Raw genomic sequence first — 18360 nt, 5'->3', positions numbered from 1 at the left:
CCGTGTTCAACGTGAAACATGCCGGGCCACAGCTGTCTCGGCGACGATGCCGAAGGAGTCCTATTTCTTGTCGGCGCCCGGCGGAAGTTCACGCGGGCCGCGGTATTCGAGCTCCGGGGCGCGGTGGCCAGGGAGGGCGTGCTGCTGCTGGGTAGCGGGCAGCTGATAGCTCGGATCGACGATCTGACCCGGCGGCAGCGCACCGTAATTCGAGTACTGCGAATACGGCTGCTGGTACGGCTGATCCACCACATTCGAGGCGACATGCTGGGCGTACTGCTGCTGCGCGCCCGGCGGCAGCTGGTAGCCGTACTGCGGCTGGGCGTACATCTGCTGCTGTTGCGCGGAATCCTCGAAGTTCGAGGTCACCTTGCGGGTGCGCCGCAGCGTGAAGGTGATCTCCTCGGCCTCTTCGAACGCCTGCCGCACGGTGCGCAGCGGATGTGTGGCGGTATCGAGGGCATTGGCAACGAACGACGGCACCAGCGGCCGGATCCAGCGGGCCGCGGTATCGGTGAACGGCACCGTGCCGATGATCGGAAGTTCCAGTCCGCCACCCTTGTCGGCGGGCGCGGGCTGCGGGGCCGGGGCGGCCGGTGCGAGCGCACCCGCGGCGCCCACCGGCGCCAGCGTTCCCGGTGCGAGGTGGGCGGGCAGGTTCGGTGTCACGATCCCGTCCTGAGACACGGAGCCGTCCTTTCGGTGACCGGCCGGCAGTTCATGCTGTGCGGCACGGTCGAATTCGTCGATGGCGCGCTGTTGCGCCGGTTCGGTGATGCCGATCTCGAAGCCGCCGATGGAGGCGATGATGCGCTTGCGCTGGCGCTCCCGATCGATGGCGGTATCGGCGTGCAGCGCCAATTTGGCCGCGGTGAGCTGCTGTTCGGCCCGCAGCGTTTCGGCCTCGACCCGGGTCTCGGCCTGTTTGAGCGCGATGGCGGTGGCGGCGGCCTGCTCCACCCGGTCGGTGGCGGTGCGGGTGGCGAGCTCGCGATCGAACGCGGTCTCCCCGCGCCACCAGCGCAGGAGCAGTGGCAGCAGCGCCAGCACCACCAGTAGCAGCGCGGTGGCCAGGCGCAATGCCAGCGGCCCGGCATGGCCGGTGGTGTAGTCGTTCATGGCGACCCACCGGGCCCCGAGCCCGCGATCGCCGTCGGTATAGGCGGCGGTGCGAGCGGCGCCGAGCGCCCTGTCCTTATCGGTGATCGCCGCGTCCAGCCCGCCGATCCTGGCCTGGGCCGCGGTGAGCTGGGCGTGTGCGTCGTCGGCCACCTGATTGGCGGTGCGCTCCTCGGGGCCGCGCCCCGGATCACCGGTGATCCGGGTCTGCGGGCAGTCCGGTGTCGGACGGTATTCGCAGCGCGCGGTCACCAGGGCGACGTCGTAGTCGTTCTGCGCCTTGGCTATCTGCTGATCGAGGGTGGCACGGTCGGTGCGCGCCTGGTCGAGATCGGTGCGGGCGGTGACCACGGCGGGCGCGGATTCCACTCCGCGCCGGGCGGTTTCGTCGAGCAGCCGGTTCACGCTGCCGCCGAACAGTACGGTGCAGGCCGATTCGGCGACGAAGATGCCGACCACGGCGGCAACACCGATGCGCGCGGCGAATTCGGCTCGTACCCGCGGGGTTTCGGTTCTTCCCGGAGTGGCCGCGGTGGCCAGCGCGCGAGAGATCGCCCCCACCAACAGGGTTGCGATCAGGGCGATGACGACGACCGCGAACAGCGGCCAGTGCGCGGCGCCGGTGGCCAGCGCGATCACGACGGCCGAGGTGACGGCGAACAGCGCCACCACGGCTCCGGTCACCGCATAGGCGGTGCGCTCGTGGCGTTCGGTGACCCCCGCGTGCGCGCCACCGAGCCAAGTGAGCAGAACGGTCATGAGAGCTCACATCCTCGACACAGTGTTATCTCAGCGTGACAGGAGGGTGGCGATTCCACCGAGTGGGGCGGCGGGGATGTGGTCAGGCTCACATCGGCGCGTTTCCAGCGTGCGACGTGGTGTTGATCACGCTGGTACCGGGCGAGATATCGGCATCCACAGTGACTTATCGCATATTCACAGTTAGCTGATCGAGTGCTGAATCCCACAGTTTGTAAAGATTCCGTACGGTCGGAACGTTGCAATGGCTTGTCGCCCGGAGTGCCGCGACTTTCACCGCACACCGCCGGGAAGTTAGCCGCCCCACGTCCGGTTTGCCGGATGCCCCTGCGGGGAAACCTCTTTCATTGCAGGTGGGAGGCCGTTCCGGAGCTGCGCCGGGGCGGATGTCCCTTTCCTTCGCGCGCGCGGAGATCAGTGGGCAAGTCAACTGAAACACCCGCGCATGCCTGCTTTACACTGGACAACGCGCAGGTAGTGGAGGATCGATGAAGAAGCCCAGCTAGAAGCTGGTATTAGTCCAACCTAAGTTGGTTGGACCCGAGTCCTGACTTATCGTTTGCTCTTACGCCGGATGCGACAAGTTCGGCATATCGCCCCACACAGCCAGAGACCCGATCGGTGCTCAGCGTAGTGGGCGAGATTGGCGCGGCAGGTAGCTAACACGTAAGCGTTCGGTTACCGCCGAGCACCCACTACGAACTCGGAGCGGGTGAACAACTGGAGAGTTGACTGCACGGGACGACCATCAGCGCCGCTGGTCTCCGAAACGTCCGGGCGCAGTCCGACCGGAGGCGTTCGACGAAGGCCGCAATTCTTCGAAGGCCTGTTTTTTGTGAAGGCAGAGGCATGACGCAACTTCCCGGCCACAGGTCCCCTACTGGCGGTGCCAGCTATGGATACGGACCCCGCGGGCTCTATGACCCGGCGAATGAACACGACGCCTGCGGCGTCGCATTCGTCGTCGATATGCACGGCCGTCGTAGCCGCGACATCGTCGACAAGGCTATTACCGCCCTGCTGAACCTGGAGCACCGAGGTGCAGCCGGCGCCGAACCCAATTCGGGTGACGGCGCGGGCATCCTGATCCAGCTCCCGGACAAGTTCTTCCGCGCTGTGGCCGACTTCGAGCTTCCCGCCGAGGGCGCCTACGCCACCGGTATCGCCTTCCTGCCGCAGGCCCGCCGCGAGGCCGCCCGTGCCGGATACCGCGTCGAGAAGATCGTGCGCGAAGAAGGGCTCGAGGTCCTCGGGTGGCGCGAGGTTCCCATCGACGAATCGTCGCTGGGCGCTCTCTCACGCGACGCGATGCCTACCTTCCGGCAGATCTTCATCGCCTCGCCCAAGGGCGGCAGCGAGCAGCTCGAGGGCATGGACCTGGAGCGGCGCGCCTATGTCGTCCGCAAGCGCATCGAGCACGAGCTCGGCAGCGCGGGCGCCGGCGAGGGCGCGACCGGCAAGGAATCGGTGTACTTCCCGAGCCTGTCCGGTCAGACCTTCGTCTACAAGGGCATGTTCACCACCCCGCAGCTGCGGGCGTTCTACCTGGATCTGCAGGACGACCGGGTCGAGTCCGCACTCGGCATCGTGCACTCCCGCTTCTCCACCAACACCTTCCCGTCGTGGCCGCTGGCGCACCCCTTCCGGCGCGTCGCCCACAACGGCGAGATCAATACCGTCTCCGGTAACGAGAACTGGATGCGGGCCCGCGAGGCGCTGCTGAAGTCGAACTCCTTCGGCACCGACAGCGAGGGCAACAACCGCCTGGAGAAGATCTTCCCGGTCTGCACCCCCGGCGCGTCCGACACCGCGCGCTTCGACGAGGTGCTGGAACTGCTGCACCTGGGCGGCCGCAGCCTGCCGCACGCCATGCTCATGATGATCCCCGAGGCGTGGGAACGGCACGAGTCCATGGACCCGGCCCAGCGCGCCTTCTACCGCTACCACTCGTTCCTCATGGAGCCGTGGGACGGCCCGGCCTCGGTGTGCTTCACCGACGGCAAGGTCGTCGGCGCGGTGCTGGACCGAAACGGTCTGCGCCCCGGCCGGATCTGGGTCACCGACGACGGTCTGGTCGTCATGGCCTCCGAGGTCGGCGTGCTCGATATCGATCCGGCGCGCGTGGTCCAGAAGACCCGCCTGCAGCCCGGCCGCATGTTCCTGGTGGACACCGAGCAGGGTCGCATCATCAGCGATGACGAGGTCAAGTCGACGCTCGCCGCCGAGGCGCCCTACCAGGAGTGGCTGGACAACGGCCCGACCAAGCTGTCGGACCTGCAGGACCGCCCGCACGAGCACATGTCGCACGACCGCGTGCTGATCCGCCAGCAGATCTTCGGATACTCCACCGAGGAGCTGAACCTGCTGATCTCGCCGATGGCGCAGACCGGTGGCGAGGCGCTCGGCTCGATGGGCACCGACACTCCGATCGCGGTGCTGTCCTCGCGTCCGCGAGTGCTGTTCGACTACTTCTCGCAGCTGTTCGCGCAGGTCACCAACCCGCCGCTGGACGCGCTGCGCGAGGAGGTCGTCACCTCGCTGCGCAGCATGATCGGGCCCGAGGACGATCTGCTCAATCCCGGGCAGCAGTCCTGTCGTCAGATCACGCTGACCCAGCCGATTCTGGACAATGACGAGCTGTCCAAGCTCGTGCACATCAATGACGACGGCTCGCGTCCCGACCTGCGTTCGGTCGTGGTGCACGGCCTGTACCCGGTCGCCGAGGGCGGCCAGGGTCTGCGCAATGCCATTGCGGCAGTGCAGATGCAGGTGTCCGCGGCCATCGACGGCGGCGCGCGCATCATCATCCTGTCCGACCGCGAGTCCAACGAGAAGCTGGCGCCGATCCCGTCGCTGCTGCTCACCGCGGCCGTGCACCACCACCTGGTGCAGGAGCGCACCCGCACCCAGGTCGGCCTGGTCGTGGAGGCCGGTGACGCCCGCGAGGTGCACCATATGGCCCTGCTGGTCGGCTTCGGTGCGGCGGCGATCAACCCGTACATGGCCTTCGAGTCCATCGAGGACATGCTCGAGCGCGGTCAGCTGCTCATGCCGGGCAGCACCGGCGATCACGGCGCCGACTTCAAGAAGGCCGTCGCCAACTACAACAAGGCCGCCGGCAAGGGTGTGCTGAAGGTGATGTCCAAGATGGGCATCTCCACCATCGCCTCCTACCGCGGCGCGCAGCTGTTCCAGGTTGTCGGCCTGTCGCAGGAGCTGGTGGACGAGTACTTCACCGGTCTGCGCTCGCCGCTGGACGGCATCGGCCTGGACGGCATCGCCGCCGAGGTCGCGGCGCGGCACCGAATCGCGTTCCTGGAGAACCGCAATGAGCGCGCGCACCGCGAGCTCGAGGTCGGCGGCGAATACCAGTGGCGGCGCGAGGGCGAGTACCACCTGTTCAACCCGGACACGGTGTTCAAGCTGCAGCACGCGACCCGCTCGGGCCAGTACAAGGTCTTCAAGGAGTACACCAGGCTCGTCGACGATCAGTCGGAGCGCTTGGCCTCGCTGCGCGGCCTGTTCAAGTTCAAGTCCAAGTCGCGCAACCCGATCCCGATCGACGAGGTCGAGCCGGTATCCGCGATCGTGAAGCGCTTCTCCACCGGTGCGATGAGCTACGGCTCCATCTCCTCGGAGGCGCACGAGACCCTCGCGGTCGCCATGAACCGCCTCGGCGGTCGCTCCAATTCCGGTGAGGGCGGCGAACATCCGGCCCGCTTCGAGCCGGAGGAGAACGGCGACTGGCGCCGGTCCGCGATCAAGCAGGTGGCCTCGGGTCGCTTCGGTGTGACCGCGCACTACCTGACCAACTGCACCGATATCCAGATCAAGATGGCGCAGGGCGCGAAGCCCGGCGAGGGCGGCCAGCTGCCCGCGCACAAGGTGTACCCGTGGGTCGCCGAGGTCCGGCACTCCACGCCCGGCGTGGGCCTGATCTCCCCGCCGCCGCACCACGACATCTACTCGATCGAGGATCTGGCGCAGCTGATCCACGACCTGAAGAACGCGAACCCGCAGGCTCGGATTCACGTGAAACTTGTCGCGGAGCCCGGCGTCGGCACCGTCGCCGCGGGTGTATCCAAGGCGCACGCCGATGTGGTGCTCATCTCCGGCCACGACGGCGGCACCGGCGCCTCGCCGCTGACCTCGCTGAAGCACGCGGGCGGTCCCTGGGAGCTCGGCCTGGCCGAAACCCAGCAGACGCTGCTGCTCAACGGTCTGCGCGACCGCATCGTTGTGCAGGTGGACGGTCAGATGAAGACCGGCCGCGACGTCATGATCGCCGCGCTGCTCGGTGCGGAGGAGTTCGGTTTCGCGACCGCTCCGCTGGTGGTCTCGGGCTGCATCATGATGCGCGTATGCCACCTCGACACCTGCCCGGTCGGCGTCGCCACCCAGAATCCGGTGCTGCGCGAGCGTTTCACAGGTAAGCCGGAGTTCGTCGAGAACTTCATGAACTACATCGCCGAAGAGGTGCGCGAGCTGCTCGCCTCGCTGGGTCTGCGGACGCTGGACGAGGCCATCGGCCGCGTCGATCTGCTCGACACCACCGCGGCCAAGGAGCATTGGAAGGCCGCCAAGCTGGATCTGTCGCCCATCCTCGACGATGTCGAGACGGCGTTCATGCAGCAGGACCGCCGCAATACCAAGGGCCAGGACCACGGTCTGGACAAGGCGCTGGACAACCAGCTCATCGCGCAGGCCGCGGATGCGCTGGAGCGCGGTAAGCCGGTCAAGTTCGACACCAAGATCACCAATGTGAACCGGACCGTCGGCACCATGCTCGGCCACGAGGTGACCAAGCTCTACGGCGGAGTCGGCCTGCCCGACAACACCATCGACATCACCTTCACCGGTTCCGCTGGTAACTCGTTCGGTGCGTTCGTGCCCGCCGGCATCACGCTGCGGGTCGTCGGCGACGCCAATGACTATGTCGGCAAGGGTCTTTCGGGTGGCCGCCTGACCGTGCGGCCGTCCCTGGACGTGCCCGCCGAGTTCGTGGCGGAGCGGAACATCATCGCGGGCAACGTGATCCTGTTCGGCGCCACCAGCGGCCAGGCCTTCATCCGCGGTGTCGTGGGTGAGCGGTTCGCCGTGCGCAACTCGGGCGCCACCGCGGTGGTCGAGGGCGTGGGCGATCACGGCTGCGAGTACATGACCGGTGGCCGCGTGGTCATCCTCGGCGAGACCGGCCGCAATTTCGGCGCCGGTATGTCGGGCGGTACCGCGTACATCTACAACCCGAACAACACCTTCGAGAAGAACCTGAACACCGAAATGGTGGATCTGGAAGGACTCACGGCGGACGAGTCCGCGGCGCTGCGCGACATCATCGCCCAGCACCGCGACGAGACCGGTTCGGCTGTCGCGGACCGCATCCTGATCGACTGGTCGCAGCAGGTCAATCACTTCGTGAAGGTGATGCCGCGCGATTACAAGAAGGTCCTGCTGGCCATCTCGGAAGCTGAAAAAGACGGCCGGGACGTCAGCGCGGCGATCATGGAGGCCGCTCGTGGCTGATCATGTGGCACGCATGGGTAGGTCAGCGCGGCACAGTGACTCTTCAAGGCCGCACGTGGCTGACCTGATCTATCGCCTCGAGCGATACGCCGGAGTTGTTGGATGCGCCGAGTTCGGCGCGAAAATCGGAGTCGTAAATGGGTGACGCACAGGGATTCCTGAAGCACACGAGTCGGGAACTGCCGAAGCGCCGTCCGGTCGAGCTGCGCCTGCTGGACTGGAAAGAGGTCTATGAGGAGAAGTTCTCCCACGAGACCCTCCAGAAGCAGGCCAGCCGCTGTATGGATTGCGGTATCCCCTTCTGCCACAACGGTTGTCCGCTCGGGAACCTGATTCCCGAATGGAACGACCTGGTCTACAAGGGCGCCTGGAAGGAATCGTTCGAGCGGCTGCACGCCACGAACAACTTCCCGGAGTTCACCGGCCGCCTGTGCCCCGCACCGTGCGAGTCGTCCTGCGTCCTGGGCATCAACCAGGATCCGGTGACGATCAAGCAGGTCGAGGTCGAGATCATCGAGAACGGTTTCGACGAGGGCTGGGTCACCCCGGTGTACCCGACCCGCCTGACCGGCAAGAAGATCGCCGTCGTCGGTTCCGGTCCCGCCGGTCTGGCCGCCGCTCAGCAGCTGACCCGGGCCGGCCACACCGTGACCGTGTTCGAGCGCGACGACCGCATCGGCGGCCTGCTGCGCTACGGCATCCCGGAATTCAAGATGGAGAAGCGCTTCATCGATCGCCGGCTCGCGCAGATGGAAGCCGAAGGCACCATCTTCAAGACCGGTGTGAACGTGGGCGTCGACATCACCGCCGACCAACTGCGTGAGCGTTATGACGCGGTGGTGCTGGCCGGTGGCGCCACTATCGCCCGCGATCTGCCGGTTCCGGGTCGCGATCTGGACGGCATCCATCAGGCGATGGAGTTCCTGCCGCTGGCCAACCGCGTCCAGCTGGGCGATCCGGTCGCCGATGAGGAAGGCCTGCCGCGCATCAATGCCCGCGGCAAGAAGGTCATCATCATCGGTGGCGGTGACACCGGCGCGGACTGCCTGGGCACCTCGCACCGGCAGGGCGCCGCATCGGTGCACCAGTTCGAGATCATGCCCCGTCCGCCGGAGGAGCGCGCCGGCTCCACCCCGTGGCCGACCTACCCGCTCATGTACCGGGTGGCCTCGGCGCACGAGGAGGGCGGCGAGCGCGTGTTCTCCGTCAATACCGAGCGTTTTGTCGGTGTCGACGGCAAGCTGACCGGCCTGCAGGCGCACGAGGTCTCCATGGTGAACGGCCGCTTCGAGAAGGTCGAGGGCACAGACTTCACCCTCGAGGCCGATCTGGTGCTGCTGGCCATGGGCTTTGTCGGACCGCAGAAGAACGGCCTGCTCGAGGGTCTGGGCGTCGGTTACGACCAGCGCGGAAACGTCAAGCGCGACAACGGCTGGGCCACCACCGTCCCCGGCGTCTTCGCCGCCGGTGATATGGGCCGCGGCCAGTCGCTCATCGTGTGGGCCATTGCCGAGGGCCGCTCCTGCGCGTCCGCGGTGGACAAGTTCCTCGAGGGCGATACCGCACTGCCGTCCCCGATCCGCCCGACGGATGTGGCGCAGCGCTGATCCGCTGAGCCGAGACTCGAAGCGCCCGTGGAGCTTACGCTCCACGGGCGCTTTGCTGTCCACGGTCGAGCCGCAGTCATCCCGGCGCGCTTTCGGCCGGGATGCCACCCGGTCCGCTGCACTGCCGCAGGCGTGGATCCCGGCCGAGGACATGCCGGGATGACAGAAGTGTTCAGCCGCAGGTGATTTCGAGGCGGTAGTCGCCGGTGGTGTTGGTGGCGGCGGTGATTCGCCAGCCGCCGGTGACCTGCTGCCGGGCGGTTCGGGTGATGTTGGCGCCGGTGAGGGCGGGGTGAAGAGCGGGCAGTAGACGCCGTCGGGAGTATTCACCGCGACACCCCACGCGTCCTGGTGCATATCGAGCAGGACGTAGATGTCGTGTGCCCGCGCCCAGGAAACGGCCTGGGCGATGTGATCGAGATAGTTCTGATCGATATGGCCGCGGGCGGGTTCGAGTGCGGACCAGCTGATTATGAGACGCACCACATTCGACCCGAGCGCCGCGATGCGGAGGAAGTCGTCTTCGGTCAGTGTGGTGGTGGCGCGCAGGTCGGGCCATTCCTGGTAGTACTGCCCGACGCTGTTGACATTGACGCCGCGCAGCAGCACGGTGCGGCCGGTGTCATCGGCTATGCGGGCGCCCTGTCCCATGACCGCGTGCAGGGGTCGTACCTGGTCCGCGGTGGTATCGGTGAGTGGGGTGGCGTGGACGGCGGGGGTGCTGCCGGCGAGCGGTATTGCCAAGGTGGCGAGGGTGTCAGTACCCGGTGGCGCAATGTGAAATATGTTCTGGTCATTTGACCAGGAGACGCTAGCGGTCCACCGGGAATCCGCGCGCGGAAACTGAAATCGGACAAGATGTGATCGCCGCGTAGCGCTTCCGGAATCGTCCCTTTATTGTTGACGGCGTTGTGTCGCTGATCTCTGTCGAGCGGTCTGTTTTGCACATCTCATACGGGGCGGTTACTTCGGTTAACCCCCAGTGCACTCGATCGTCATCCAGCGCAGACACCATGAACGGGAATCGGGACGGCCGTCTCGGGCAGGCGTGAACTGGAGCAGTATGCGGTTGAAGAGAATTGTCGCGGCTGCGGGCGCAGCTGCGAGTGTGCTTATGTCGGGAATCGTGATCGGCAGCGGTCCTGTTACGGCTGATCCGGGATGCCCGGTCCTTTATACGGTAGCCATTCCGGGGACCTGGGAAACCGGCCACGACAAGACGCCCCAGCCCGGAATGCTGTCCGGGGTTACCAACGGGCTACCCGGCGAGGTCGACTATGTGACCTACGCCGCCACCGCGTTCCCCTGGGAAGGCGATGTCTACGGCGCCTCCAAGAAGGAAGCGACCGACAATGCCCGCGGCCTGGTCCAGGCCATGGGCGCGCGCTGCCCCGGCACCAAGATCGCCATCACCGGCTACAGCCAGGGCGCTGACGCCGCGGGTGATCTGGCCGCCGAGATCGGCTCCGGCGTCGGCGTGGTGCCGCCGGACCGCATCGCGGCCGTCGCGCTGATCTCCGATCCGCGTCGTTCCCCTGCCGATGCCCAGGTCGGTCCGTTCGCGCCCGGCGCGGGTGCGGGTGGCGCCCGGGTCGGTGGCTTCGGTTTCGTCTCCGATCGCGTGCGCACCGTCTGTGCCATAGGTGACCTGTACTGCTCCACCGAGCAGACCGACTTCATCAGCCGGTTCGCCGGATTCCTGGCGCAGACCTCGGATCCGAACCCCGCGAACCTCTGGCGCTACCAGCTCGAGGTCGGCTCGATCATCAATGATCTGATGGCACAGGGCGGTATCCCCACCCTGCAGTCACAGCTCAGCGAGGGCGCCAACGAGGAGCGGGCCGCGCAGTTCGAGCAGTTCTTCAAGACCGGCCGGCACACCAGCTATGGCTTCTACCAGGTCGGCGGCGGTCAGACCGCCATCACCTGGATGCACAACTGGATCGCGAGCTCGGTGTAATCACCGCTCGCGCAACGAGGTTGGAAAGGCCGCTCCCGAACGGGGGCGGCCTTTCGCCGCTGAATAGGTTGGAGTACTGCGCAATTCAGGCCCCGGCACTGAGTTCACGCATATCGCCGGGTGGGTTAGCCGAAGGAACCGGTGCTCGGCGGGGTCCAGACCGGCGGCTGGTTCTGGTCGTCGCCGCCCTGCCAGTTACCCGGGTTCCCGCCCTGCCAGTTGCCATCGTGATCGTGGTCGTGACGGTGGTCGCGATCGCCACCGTGGCCCTGCCAGTCCTGATCGACCTGCTGGGCGACGACGGGCGAGGAGTCCGGGGTCGCCGCGGAGGCGGTGGCGGGGAGAGCGAAGAGCGCGAGCGGCACGACGGCCAGGGCGCCGGCGGCGGCGAGGCGCATTCCCCGGCGACGCTTGCGGGGGGCGGTCGAGCTCATGGAAGAAGGCATCGGAAATCCTTTCGCAGAAACCGAGCCGCTGTCCGCGACCCGTGTCCCCCATACAAGTCCCCGGCTCTGGGAGCCCGATGCGACGACTCTGGGAGTCGTCTGTGCGGCCGTTCAGTCCCGTCCGGCGCGATTGCGCGGCAGCAGATCCCAGACGTGTGCGTTCTCGTTCACCGTGGCGGCCGTGCGGCGGCCGGTGCGGGAGTACAGAATCCGCGTGATCGAGCAGTAGTCGATCGGGAAGGTCAGCGGGCGCTCGAGCCCCAAAACGTCCTGGAGCAGCACGTTTATCACGCCGCCGTGGGCGAAGACGACCACCGTGTCGGCCGGGTCGGCGGTGGCCGCAATGCTCGCGATACTGTCGAGGACCCGCGCGGTGAAGGCGGGCCCGTCGATCTGGTCGGGCAGGTAACCGGCCTTGATGCGGTCGTACACGTCCTTGAAATCGCGCTGGGCGTCCTCGATCGGGATATACGCGGGGAGATCACGGTCGTACTCGGCGAGGCCGTCCAGGACCGCGATATCCAGGCCGAGCTTATCGGCGGTGGGCCGGGCGGTTTCGCGGGCGCGCAGCTGCGGACTGCTGACCACCCGGGCGATCCGGTGCTGCGCCAGCGCGGCCGGAACCCGGGCCGCCTGCTCTATGCCGACCTCGGTGAGATCGGGGTCGGCTGGACCCGAGACCCCCTGGACGCGGGCGGGCTGGGCGTGGCGGACGAGGATCAACTGCACCTCCTCCACTCTGCCGCACCGCCTCGCACCGCTCCGGGGTGGGTCCGAACACACCGGAGCCGCCGGCTCCCGGGGCGGGAGGTCGGCGGCGCCGGTGGTTCAGGCTGCCGGATACGGGTTTTCTTCCTATCCGGTTCGGGGTTTCACCAGCGGGAACGGCAGCGTCTCGCGAATGCTGCGCCCGGTGAGGAGCATGATCACCCGGTCCACGCCCACGCCGAGACCACCGGTCGGCGGCATGGCGTGCTCGAGGGCCTGCAGGAAGTCCTCGTCGAGTTCCATGGCCTCCGGATCGCCGCCCGCGGCCAGCATGGACTGTTCGGTGAGCCGTTTGCGCTGCTCCACCGGATCGGTCAATTCGCTGTAGGCCGTGCCCAATTCGACGCCCCAGGCCACCAGATCCCACCGTTCGGTGACACCCGCGATATGGCGGTGCGCCCGGGTCAGCGGGGAGACGGAGGTGGGGAAGTCGATATAGAAGGTCGGCTCCTGGGTCTCCGACTCGACCAGGTGCTCGTACATCTCGAGCACGAGTTGCCCGGCGTCCCAGCCCAATTGCCAGGGCACCCCGGCCTTGTCGCAGAGCACCCGCAGCCGGTCCTCGTCGGTGTCCGGGGTGATGGTCTCGCCGAGCTTGTCCGAGACCGCGCCGTGCACCGTCTTCACCGGCCAGTCGCCGGAGATGTCGACCTCGGTGAGCGCGCCGTCCTCGCCCGGTCGCAGGGCCACCATCTTGCCGTTGGCCGCGATCGCCGCCTCCTGGATGAGCTGGCGGCAGGCGTGCATCATGCGTTCGTAATCACTGTGCGCCTCATAGGCTTCCAGGATGGTGAACTCGGGATTGTGGCTGTAGTCCACGCCCTCGTTGCGGAAGACGCGGCCGAGTTCGAACACCTTCTCCATACCGCCCACGCACAGTTTCTTGAGGTACAGCTCGGGGGCGATGCGCAGGTACAGGTCGAGGTCGTAGGCATTGATGTGGGTGGTGAACGGGGTGGCATTGGCGCCGCCGTGTACCTGCTGCAGGACCGGGGTCTCCACCTCCATGAAGCCCCACCCGTGCAGGGTGTCGCGCAGTGAGCGCACCACGGCGCTGCGCTTGACCATCACCTCGCGGATATCGGTATTGATGGCCATATCGACGTAGCGCTGCCGCACCCGGGCCTCGGGGTCGGCGAGGCCCTTCCACTTGTCGGGCAGCGGGTGCAGGCATTTGCCGAGCATCCGCCAGTCCGCGGCGAGCAGCGATAGCTCGCCGCTGCGGCTGCGGCCGATCTGCCCGCTCATCTCGATGAGATCGCCGAGATCGAAGAACTGGTCGAAGTCGGCGCTGCGATTCGCGCCGACCCGGCCGCGATCGATGACCAGCTGGATCTCCCCGGACCAGTCGCGCAGCAGGGCGAAGGTGACGCCGCCGTAATCGCGAATCCGCAAGAGCCGCCCGCAGACTCGCACCGTGGTGCCCATCGGGGAATTGCGCGCGGCGGTCACCGTATGGGTGGGCGGATAGGCGACCGGATAGGCGTCGACGCCGGAATCCTCGAGCTTCTTGAGCTTGTCCATACGTACCCGCACCTGTTCGGGGCGGCGCGGTCCGGACTCCTCCAGATCCTCCGGCGGGAGGTCGGGCAGGCTGCCGTCGGCGTGCAGGCCGGTCATGGTCGGCGGCACCGAGGACCGCAGACCGGTGTGCGCGGACACGTCCGGCTCCTTGCCGATGCGCGGCAGGAAGCCTTCGGCGAGCGCACTGGCGATGGCGACGCGCGGCAGATGCCGGCGTTCCTCGAAGAGCGAGAAGCGCGGCACCCAATCCGGCTGGTATTTCACATTGGAGCGGTAGAGCGCTTCGAGCTGATACCAGCGCGAGAAGAACATGAGCACGCCGCGCCACAGCCGCAGTACGGGTCCGGCGCCGATGCGGCCGCCCTCCTCGAAGACCGCACGGAAGACCGCGAAGTTCAACGAGATTCGGGTGATGCCGTACTGCTCGGAGCCGAGCGCCAGCTTGGAGATCATCAATTCCATGACGCCGTTGGGGCTTTGGCGATCACGGCGCATGACATCCAGGGAGACGCCGGTGCGACCCCACGGCACCAGCGACAGCAGGCCGAGCACGCGGTCGTCGGCGTCGACGGCCTCGACCAGCAGGCAGTCGCCGTCGAGCGGATCGCCGAGACGATCCAGCGCCATGGAGAAGCCGCGTTCGGTCTCGGTGTCGCGCCAGGCGTCGGCGCGGCGCAGCACCTCGCGCATCTCCTCCGGCTCGAGCTCCTTGTGCCGGCGCACGCGCACGGTGATGCCCTGTTTGGCGAGCCGGTTCACGGCCTGCCGGACCTGCTTCATGTCCGGTCCGGCGAGCGAGAAGGTGCGGGTCTCCAGAATGGCCTCGTCGCCGAGCCGCAGTGCCGACAGTCCGGCGCGCCGGTAGGCGGTGGCGCCCAGTTCGCTCGCGCCCATGACGGCCGGGGCCCAGCCGTACTGGTCGGCCAGCCGCAACCAGGCGTCGATGGCGTGCGGCCACGATTCCTTCTGGCCGATGGGATCACCGGAGGCCAGGCAGACGCCCAATTCGACGCGATAGGTCAGGGCGGCCTGCCCGTTGGGTGCGAACACCACGGCCTTGTCGCGGCGGGTGGCGAAGTAGCCGAGCGAATCCTCGACGTCGGAGCGTTCGAGCAGTCCGCGCAGCGCGGATTCGTCGAGTCCGGTGAGGGCGTTCGAGGCGCGCTGCGAACGGAACAGCACCGCCACCGCCGCCAGCAGCGCGACCGCGCCGAACAGGCCGAGCAGCAGGTTCACCAGGTGCGGCGGATGCCCGTCGAAGTCGTCATTGCTGACCAGGATGGCGCCGGTCACCCGGGAGACCGCCCACAGCGGGCGCTGTTCGTCGGCGGGCAGGCTGCCGGGGAACAGCTGCACCAGACCCCAGCCGGCCACGCAGCCGAGCGCCAGCCCACCGGCGAGCACCCCGACCGCGCGCACGATCGCACCGCTGCGCACCCGCGTGTAGAACTCGAACCAGGCCGCGATCAGCACCGCGATCACCGACAGGTGCACGACCAGCGCGACGAGCGCGTTGAGGTCGCCCTCGGAGGCGAAGTCCAGGGCATTGGCGATCGAGAACACCGCCATATAGCCGCACAGCAGCCACCAGGCGATGCGCTTGCGGCTCGCGGTGGCGCCGGCCAGCAGACCCACTACCAGCGCCCACACCAGCGAGGTGTCGGGCGAATCGAAGTAGTAGGTGTCGAGATAGTGCCGTAGCGACTGGGTCAGGAAGCGCAGACCGGGCGAAATGCTCCACAGTGCGCAAAGGAGGGCGTAGACGCCCAGAATCGTCCCAGCGACATGTGGAACCTCACGGAGACGGCCGTGTCCGCGGTGCGGCACCTCAGGCGACCGCGTCTCCGGTCTGTATGCGATGTCCTGGTGTTGCCGGTCCTGCGTCGAAGTCACCGCACCAGTGTGTATGTTGCCGTCGCCCATGTGCACTCGGAACCCGGTTCGTGTCTTGTTGTCATCGTGTGCCGTTGGGTAACGAGGGCGGCGTTTGGCGGTCCCGGAGGCCGCGGGTGAGGATGTACCTCATGTCGGATCCAGTCGAAGTGCCGATCGAAGACGATGTCATTCGACTCGGCCAATTCTTGAAACTGGCGAACCTCATCGATTCCGGAGCGGAAGCGAAGACGGTCATCGCCGAGGGACTGGTGCGGGTAAATGACGAGGTAGAGCTACGCCGCGGACGCCAATTGTTCGCCGGGGACGTGGTGCTGCTCGCCGGGCGCAAGGTCCGGGTGGCGGGTCGCCGGCGGTAGCACTGCCGCGAGCCCGGCCCTCGCCGTCCACCGCCGGCGGTGAAGCGAGGACCGGAGCCGCTGAGAATCTCCCCAGAGTCTCTCGAGAAGCAGTTCTCAGCATGCAGGAAATGCCGTTTTCGGGGCTTTTCCGGAACCTGCGATCAGTCTTCCGCGCGGACCACGATTCCGTCGTGATCGCTGTAGAGCACGTCGCCCGGGACGAAGGTCACACCGCCGAATTCGACGGGCACATCCCGCTCGCCGGATCCGGTCTGGGTGCTCTTGCGCGGGTTGGTGCCGAGCGCCTTGACGCCGATATCGAGGGTGCGCAGGATCGCCGAATCCCGCACCGCGCCATTGACGATGACTCCGGCCCAGCCGTTGTCCACGCCGCGGCCCGCGATGATGTCGCCGACCAGTGCGGTGTGAATGCTCGCGCCGCCGTCCACGACCAGTACGCGGCCATTGCCCGGCTCGCCGAGCGTCTGCTTGACCAGGAGATTGTCCTGGAAACAGCGGATGGTCACGATGCGTCCGGAGAAGGCGGGCCGGCCGCCGAACTGAAGGAACTGGGTGTCGCAGCTGCGGATCCCGGGCCCGATCTCATCGGCCAGGTCTGCGGTCGCGACCACCTCTGCTTGGTTCTGAACACTGCCTGATTCGGTCACTCGCCTATCTTGTCAGGGCGAAAATGCGCAAATCACGCGCGGTGCGATTGCGGTAGGCGGTGTACGCCTGGGTGGTCTCCTCGAAGCGCGCGAAGATCTCCTGCTGCTTCACCTCGTCCTGGACCAGGGCGGCCCGCACCGGAATGCGCTCGCCCGCGATGACGATCTCGGCGGCCGGATTCGCGAGCAGGTTCCCGGTCCACGCGGGGTGGTGCTCCTGCCCGAAATTACTGCCGATCACATACAGCGTGTCGCCGTCGTGCACGTACAGCAGCGGGGTGGTGCGCGGCTGCCCGGATTTGCGCCCGGTGGTGGTGAGCAGGATGACCGGTGCGCCGATCGGCCCGAGCACCGTGTATTTGCCGCTGGTGCGCCGCAGCACTTTCCGGTCCAGGGGCGTCAGCTTGCGAATCACCAGCGAGCCCAGCTTCGTTGCGGCGAACGGGCTGGCGATGCGGGACAGAAGATTGGTGCGCGAACCCCAGATGCGGTCCGGAAACTGCTGACTCATGCCGGGAACTTTAGTGTGCGCATCGGCCGCGCGAACCCCGGAAACCTCGGCGGGGGACTCCGGAAACCCCGTGCGGCGTGCATATTCCGATGCATCTGTGCTGCACACGCGCGCATACTGGACGCATCGGCCCACCGGAGGAGGACCGGAAGTCATTGGTTCGTGCGGAGGGGCATGGGTTGGAACCGGCGATCGAGTCGGACATAGTCGGCGCGGTGCTGACGGCTGTCTCGGCCCGCTTCGCGGCGGCCTGGGATACAGCGGGGTAGCCGCCCCCACTGGTCGAATACCTCCCGGCCGCACCGGAATTGCGCCGTTTGTGCCTGATCGAGCTCATCAAGGTCGATCTGGAGTACCGGTGGATCCACTACGACTTCCCGAAGCGGCTGGCCGACTACCGCGCCGAATACGACGAATTGCGTTCCGGCCCTTCGCCGCCCGATCTGGCCTACGAGGAGTTCCACGCGCTGCTCCGCTCCGGCAGATCCCCCGGCGTCGGTGCCCCTCGCCATCGGCCCGATCAATGGCTGTGCCTGGCCGGGGTGCTCGGATTCCTCGGCGACTATTGGCTTTTCCGGCAATTGGAGGCGGATCTGCGCGCTTTCGAGCGCGCGGTCACCCACCCGCCTGGATTTCCGCTCAGCGCTGTCAGCGCAGCAGCAGTAACCAGGTGAACAGGAGCAGCCAGGTGCCGCCGGTCGCGATCCCGCCGATGGCGAACGCCCTGTCATCGCGTTTCGCATCGACGGCGAGGGCCGCCACGCCGAGTGCGACCGCCGGAATTGCCGTGATGCCGCAGATGAATCCGAATATGCCGAGCACGAATGCGGTGATGCCCATACCGTTCCACTGCTGCCGCACCCGCTGTCCGTAGAACACCGGCACATTCGCGGGAACGCCTCGCATCGGCGGCATGGCGGACAGCGGTCGCGGGGGTGGCATCGGCCGCAGTACGGGTAATCCCGTCAGCACGGTATCCAGGTCGCCGAAAGTGCGGGCATTCAATGCCAGCCCGATGCGTTCGGAGAGTTCGTCGGCGGTGATTCTGCCTTCTTGAAAACTCTGTTTGAGGCCCTCGATCGTCTGTTCCCGATCGGCATCGCTCGCTCGCAGATACGCGGCATTCCAGTGCGGTTCCATATGGTTCTCCGTCGAACCCCAAGCGGTGGAAGTCTTCTCATCGAGACTATTCCTCCCGCCGGGCGCGCCGCCGCAATCGAGACGGGGACCACAGGGCGGGA

General features: G+C 67.0%; 13 protein-coding genes and 1 pseudogene. 5 read left to right on the top strand and 9 right to left on the bottom strand.

The window, feature by feature from the left end; all coding sequences use genetic code 11:
- Positions 1–60 precede the first annotated feature (60 nt).
- Positions 61–1878, bottom strand: a complete 1818-nt coding sequence (locus OG716_RS31305) for a DUF4407 domain-containing protein (protein WP_405134088.1) — start codon at positions 1876–1878, stop codon at positions 61–63.
- Positions 1879–2727: 849 nt separating this feature from the next.
- Here OG716_RS31305 and gltB point away from each other — a divergent pair.
- The gene (gltB, locus tag OG716_RS31300; RefSeq protein WP_405134087.1) at positions 2728–7401 is read left to right on the top strand and encodes a glutamate synthase large subunit; all 4674 of its coding nucleotides are present in this window, start codon (positions 2728–2730) and stop codon (positions 7399–7401) included.
- 137 nt (positions 7402–7538) lie between these two features.
- Complete coding sequence (locus OG716_RS31295; RefSeq protein WP_405134086.1) at positions 7539–9008, top strand: glutamate synthase subunit beta; 1470 nt, start codon at positions 7539–7541, stop codon at positions 9006–9008.
- A 172-nt stretch (positions 9009–9180) separates the two neighbouring features.
- Here OG716_RS31295 and OG716_RS31290 read toward each other — a convergent pair whose 3' ends face one another.
- Both OG716_RS31290 and OG716_RS31285 read right to left on the bottom strand, forming a co-directional pair.
- Positions 9181–9351: a hypothetical protein gene (locus OG716_RS31290; protein ID WP_405134085.1), complete on the bottom strand. Its 171-nt coding sequence runs from the start codon at positions 9349–9351 to the stop codon at positions 9181–9183.
- Positions 9352–9407: 56 nt separating this feature from the next.
- A pseudogene (locus tag OG716_RS31285) lies at positions 9408–9659 on the bottom strand (glycosidase); the annotation flags it as partial.
- Between the two features lie 463 nt (positions 9660–10122).
- Here OG716_RS31285 and OG716_RS31280 point away from each other — a divergent pair.
- Positions 10123–10968 carry a cutinase family protein gene (locus OG716_RS31280; RefSeq protein ID WP_405134084.1) on the top strand — a complete coding sequence of 282 codons (846 nt, stop codon included), beginning with the start codon at positions 10123–10125 and terminating at the stop codon, positions 10966–10968.
- A 125-nt stretch (positions 10969–11093) separates the two neighbouring features.
- Here OG716_RS31280 and OG716_RS31275 read toward each other — a convergent pair whose 3' ends face one another.
- From OG716_RS31275 to lysX, 3 genes are all read right to left on the bottom strand, one after another.
- On the bottom strand, positions 11094–11414 hold the full coding sequence (locus OG716_RS31275; protein WP_405134083.1) for a hypothetical protein: 321 nt from the start codon (positions 11412–11414) through the stop codon (positions 11094–11096).
- A 111-nt stretch (positions 11415–11525) separates the two neighbouring features.
- Positions 11526–12143 (bottom strand): histidine phosphatase family protein, encoded by a 618-nt coding sequence (locus OG716_RS31270; protein ID WP_405134082.1) that lies wholly within the window; start codon positions 12141–12143, stop codon positions 11526–11528.
- 126 nt (positions 12144–12269) lie between these two features.
- Positions 12270–15599 (bottom strand): bifunctional lysylphosphatidylglycerol synthetase/lysine--tRNA ligase LysX, encoded by a 3330-nt coding sequence (gene lysX, locus OG716_RS31265; protein ID WP_405134081.1) that lies wholly within the window; start codon positions 15597–15599, stop codon positions 12270–12272.
- 131 nt (positions 15600–15730) lie between these two features.
- Between lysX and OG716_RS31260 the strand changes: the two genes are divergently transcribed.
- Positions 15731–15958 (top strand): RNA-binding S4 domain-containing protein, encoded by a 228-nt coding sequence (locus tag OG716_RS31260; protein WP_327142998.1) that lies wholly within the window; start codon positions 15731–15733, stop codon positions 15956–15958.
- A 143-nt stretch (positions 15959–16101) separates the two neighbouring features.
- On the opposite strand, the gene rraA is transcribed toward OG716_RS31260, so the two are convergent.
- Both rraA and OG716_RS31250 read right to left on the bottom strand, forming a co-directional pair.
- Entirely contained in the window at positions 16102–16608 is a 507-nt protein-coding gene (gene rraA, locus OG716_RS31255) for a ribonuclease E activity regulator RraA (RefSeq protein WP_405134080.1), read from the bottom strand.
- 4 nt (positions 16609–16612) lie between these two features.
- Entirely contained in the window at positions 16613–17119 is a 507-nt protein-coding gene (locus tag OG716_RS31250; RefSeq protein WP_405134079.1) for a nitroreductase/quinone reductase family protein, read from the bottom strand.
- A gap of 317 nt (positions 17120–17436) precedes the next feature.
- Between OG716_RS31250 and OG716_RS31245 the strand changes: the two genes are divergently transcribed.
- Positions 17437–17793, top strand: coding sequence for a hypothetical protein (locus OG716_RS31245; RefSeq protein ID WP_405134078.1), 357 nt, complete (start codon positions 17437–17439; stop codon positions 17791–17793).
- On the opposite strand, the gene OG716_RS31240 is transcribed toward OG716_RS31245, so the two are convergent.
- A complete protein-coding gene (locus OG716_RS31240; protein WP_405134077.1) occupies positions 17768–18259 on the bottom strand; it encodes a DUF1707 domain-containing protein in 492 nt (163 codons plus the stop codon). The two genes, OG716_RS31245 and OG716_RS31240, sit on opposite strands and share 26 nt — an antisense overlap.
- Between the last annotated feature and the right edge of the window lie 101 nt (positions 18260–18360).

The sequence above is a fragment of the Nocardia sp. NBC_01388 genome (assembly GCF_045040085.1).
GTDB lineage: Bacteria > Actinomycetota > Actinomycetes > Mycobacteriales > Mycobacteriaceae > Nocardia.
Note: the sequence above shows the minus strand (reverse complement) of the source record. Positions and strands in the feature narration are given on the sequence as shown.

Coding starts and splice junctions, on each gene's coding strand:
- OG716_RS31280 (WP_405134084.1), top strand. CDS start 10,123: ATGTCGGGAATCGTGATCGGCAGCGGTCCTGTTACGGCTGATCCGGGA.
- OG716_RS31295 (WP_405134086.1), top strand. CDS start 7,539: ATGGGTGACGCACAGGGATTCCTGAAGCACACGAGTCGGGAACTGCCG.
- OG716_RS31250 (WP_405134079.1), bottom strand. CDS start 17,119: ATGAGTCAGCAGTTTCCGGACCGCATCTGGGGTTCGCGCACCAATCTT.
- OG716_RS31260 (WP_327142998.1), top strand. CDS start 15,731: ATGTCGGATCCAGTCGAAGTGCCGATCGAAGACGATGTCATTCGACTC.
- OG716_RS31275 (WP_405134083.1), bottom strand. CDS start 11,414: ATGCCTTCTTCCATGAGCTCGACCGCCCCCCGCAAGCGTCGCCGGGGA.
- OG716_RS31240 (WP_405134077.1), bottom strand. CDS start 18,259: ATGGAACCGCACTGGAATGCCGCGTATCTGCGAGCGAGCGATGCCGAT.
- gltB (WP_405134087.1), top strand. CDS start 2,728: ATGACGCAACTTCCCGGCCACAGGTCCCCTACTGGCGGTGCCAGCTAT.
- OG716_RS31305 (WP_405134088.1), bottom strand. CDS start 1,878: ATGACCGTTCTGCTCACTTGGCTCGGTGGCGCGCACGCGGGGGTCACC.